General features: G+C 65.1%; 3 protein-coding genes and 1 tRNA gene. 3 read left to right on the forward strand and 1 reads right to left on the reverse strand.

Annotated elements, in window-relative coordinates; all coding sequences use genetic code 11:
• Positions 1–1165, forward strand: a 1165-nt coding sequence (locus GEV06_28180) for a Do family serine endopeptidase (GenBank protein ID MPZ21735.1), incomplete at its 5' end; no start/stop codon positions are given.
• A gap of 147 nt (positions 1166–1312) precedes the next feature.
• Here the strand turns inward: GEV06_28180 and GEV06_28185 are convergent.
• Complete coding sequence (locus tag GEV06_28185; protein MPZ21736.1) at positions 1313–3046, reverse strand: amidohydrolase family protein; 1734 nt, start codon at positions 3044–3046, stop codon at positions 1313–1315.
• Positions 3047–3073: 27 nt separating this feature from the next.
• Between GEV06_28185 and GEV06_28190 the strand changes: the two genes are divergently transcribed.
• Together GEV06_28190 and GEV06_28195 are read left to right on the forward strand one after the other, a co-directional pair.
• Positions 3074–3523: a hypothetical protein gene (locus GEV06_28190; GenBank protein ID MPZ21737.1), complete on the forward strand. Its 450-nt coding sequence runs from the start codon at positions 3074–3076 to the stop codon at positions 3521–3523.
• Between the two features lie 51 nt (positions 3524–3574).
• A tRNA-Arg gene (locus tag GEV06_28195) sits at positions 3575–3651 on the forward strand.
• Positions 3652–3861 lie beyond the last annotated feature (210 nt).

The following is a 3861-nucleotide window of genomic DNA, read 5'->3' on the forward strand; positions in this document are numbered from 1 at the left end:
TGGAGTCGGCTCCGGCGTCATTGTCAGCCCGGACGGTTACATCATCACCAACAACCACGTCGTCGAAGGCGCCGACCGGATCACCGTGACGCTGGCCGATGATCGCGAGTTCTCCGGAAAGCTCGTGGGAGCCGACCCGCCCACGGATGTCGCCGTCGTGAAGATTGAAGGGACAGACCTGCCCGCGCTCACGTTTGGCGACTCCGACACAGCGCGAGTTGGCGACGTGGTGCTCGCGATCGGGAGCCCGCTTGGACTGGACCAGTCAGCAAGCATGGGGATCATCAGCGCAAAGGGGCGCACCGAGGTTGGCGTGAATGTCGGTAGCGGCGGCGACCCCGGCTACGGTGACTTCCTGCAGATCGATGCTCCGATCAATCAGGGGAACTCCGGCGGAGCGCTCGTGAACACACGGGGCGAGCTGATCGGCATCCCGACGCTCATCTTGTCTCCCAGCGGCGGGAACATCGGCGTCGGCTTTGCCATTCCGACCAACATGGCCCGCGGCGTCATGGATCAACTCGTCAAGTCCGGCAAGGTTCGCCGTGCCAGGCTCGGAGTGGGGATCAATGACGTTGACTCGGCCATGGCGGAAGCATTGAACCTGCCTTCGACTCAAGGAGCAGTCGTCGGAGAAGTCCAGGCCGACACGCCCGCAGAGGATGCTGGGCTCCAACAGGGTGACGTGATCGTCGGCGTCAACGGGCAGGACATTCGCAACAGAGACGAGCTGCGAAACCTCATCGCGTCCCAGCAACCTGGCAGCAAGGCAAACGTGACGTTCCTGCGATCCGGCAAGGAACAGAGCGTCACCGTGACGCTGAGTGAGCTCGAGACAGAAGAGCAGGCCTCACGTACGTCAGGCGGCGGTGAATCAGAAAGCGGCCGCCTCGGTCTCAGAGTGGAGCCTCTCACGCCGGAGCTGAGAGCGAAGTTGAAGACGACGCGTGACGGCGGTGTCGTGGTCGCCGACGTTACGCCGGACAGTCCAGCGGGCGAGGCTGGCCTTCGACCGGGTATGGTCATCTACGAAGTCAATAAGAAGCCAGTTCAGTCAGCGCAGGACGTTACTAAGGCCGTAGCAGCAGCCGGAAACAGCGCGGTGCTCCTGACGATCGGCGTCGATGGCAGCGAGAGCCTCGTCGCGGTACGGCCGCAGGGATAGAGCAGATCGGACGGTTACGCGACCGCGAAGCGAGGGGGCCCGGCGGCTTGCCAGCCGTAGCTCGCAAAAGCGAGCGAAGGTTGGCCCGCTCGCTTCGCCGGCGCGACATCCACCTCCGCAAAACTGGCGACCGGCTGAGGAGGGTGCTCACTCCGACTCGTTGCGGGCGGCGGTTGCCCGCAACACCTTCCCCGCGACGGCTCCAGTCACCTCCCCGCGCTCCAGCGCCACCACGCCATTGACGATCACCGCAGACATGCCGTCGGCGAGCTGGTGCGGATCCTCGTAGGTGGCTCGGTCACGTACGGCCGTTGGATCGAACACCAGCACATCGGCAGCGGCGCCTTTACGTAGGACGCCGCGATCGCTCAAGCCAAACACCTCTGCCGGCAACGCGGTCATGCTGCGGAGCGCAGCCTCCAGCGTCACGGTCTTCTTCTCACGCACGAACAGGGCGAGCTTGCGCGGAAACGCGCCGTTGTTGCGAGGATGCGGCTTACCCACACCTGGTAGCGTGAGCCCGCCGTCGCTCGAGGTCATGGTCCAGGGTTGCCGCATGATCTGATCGATGTCGTCCATCGACATGTTGAACGACACGACCGACGCATTGCCCTGCTCGACGAGATTCAGCGCCGTCTCCTCCGCGCTGGCCTTCTGCTCTCGTGCGATCTCTTCGAGGGTCTGTCCTTCCAGCCCATGATCCGGCGCGAATGCCGCGATGACGAGTGATGACGGCCCGCCCCTGCGCTGGATGTTCTCACGCACTTCCACGAGCAGCCTCGCGCGTGTGTCGGGCGCTCGTAGGCGGTTGAGCAGCGCCTCGCGACCTCCAGCCTGCGCCCAGCGCGGGACGAGCGCGCCCATCAAGCTCGTAGACGAGGCTTCATACGGGTACTGATCAGCAAACAGGCGCACGCCTCGCTCTCGCGCGGCGGCGATCTGCTCGATGCATGCCGCCGCCTTGCCCCAGCTCTCGGGTCCGAGCGCCTTCATGTGGCTGACGATGCCGGTCGTGCCGGTCCCTTCGGCAATCTGGATGATTTCGGCGACGGCCGAGACCAGACCGACCGAGTAGCTATCTTCGTCACGAATGTGGCTGCTGTGCACCCCGCCGTGCTCCGCCACCACGCGCATCAGCGCAATCACCTCGTCGGTGGTGGCATAGCTACCGGGAGCGTAGAACAGGCCGGACGACAACCCGAACGCGCCCTCTTCCATGGCCTGGCGGACGAGCCCCTGCATCCGCTCGAGCTCTTGCGCAGTGGGTGCTCGATCGCTCATACCGAGCACGGCACTCCGCACGGCGCCGTGTCCAATGAGCGGAATCACGTTCACACCGGGACTGGCTGCCTCGAGCTCTGCGCGCTGCGAAGCGAGGTCGACCGGACCTCCCCCGTCGGGATTGATCACAATGGTGGTCACCCCTTGCGCGATGAGCGCCTGCGCTTGGTTCAAGGGGGCGCGCGTCAATGACTCGCCAGCATGCGAGTGGACGTCGATGAACCCGGGTGTTACCAGCTTTCCGCGCGCGTCGATGACAAGGCTCGCGGATGCGGTCCCGAGGTCTCCGACCGCCGCGATGCGGTCGCCGGCAATCGCCACGTCGGCCGGCTTCATTGCGTCGCTGTGACCATCGTAGACGCGACCACCCTGAACGATCAGATCGAACTCACGGGCGTCGTCGCTCTCACCCCGTGCCTGGCAGGCCATCGAGGCTGCGAGTGCGCCGGCCAGCAGAACGTACGCCAGCGTGGATCGAACCGTTCGCGATAACATGAAGGGCTGGTGACGGCTGGCGCGCCCAGGGCCGCCTGCCGGGCGTGGCTCGGGGAGGCAGTCGATCTCTTGCAGTCGCCATCGCATGGCGAGCCACTGTACCATAGAGATCTGGGCTCGGAGGTAGTGACCATGTTCGATTCAAAGTTGTGGCGCGGGTCGTCGTCTCACGGCGAGCCCTTGCGCGCGAATGACGAGCAGGAGCGTCCCGGCGCGCGAGTGCTTCATTTCCCGCACCTGGGCGGCGAGGTGCGTGCCGCACGCGACTGGCTCTCGACCGACGAGGCACAACGGCTGTTGCTCGGCCTCTGTGGCAGCACACTCGCTGTCTTGGGGATGAAACGGCGGTCGCTCGGTGGTTGGCTGCTTGGCCTCGTGGGTGGCACGCTCGCCTTCCGTGCCGCGCTCGGGAAGAACGACCTCGCGCAACTAGAACGTCACGTGAAGAGCCCGCGAGCGCCGATGCCATGGCCGACCTTCGGCGAGGACTTGGTCGCGGAGGCGTCGGACGAATCGTTCCCCGCAAGCGATGCACCAGCCTGGACGTCGATCACCGGGACACACCCGCAGAGCGAAGACTAGCGGGCAGCATCCTCGCGTGCGCTACGATTACACTATCGACGGTGTCGAAGAGCGCCCGTAGCTCAGTTGGATAGAGCGCCGGCCTTCTAAGCCGGATGTCGCAGGTTCGAATCCTGCCGGGCGCGCCACATTCCCGAGTGGCGACTGACAATTGACTGACAATCGGTAGCGGCTGGGGGTGGGTCCAGGTAGTCTCGTGTAGGCGAAACCCCCAATAAAAACGGGGGCAGCGGCGTCCCGCTGCCCCTAGTCGCCTCGTTCCCGCGGCCTTCTAAGCCGGATGTCGCAGGGTCGAATCCTGCCGGGCGCTTCACCCCCTTCGGCGTCTGGCTTGCCAG

Origin of the sequence: Luteitalea sp. (assembly GCA_009377605.1) — a bacterium.
Classification (GTDB): domain Bacteria; phylum Acidobacteriota; class Vicinamibacteria; order Vicinamibacterales; family Vicinamibacteraceae; genus WHTT01.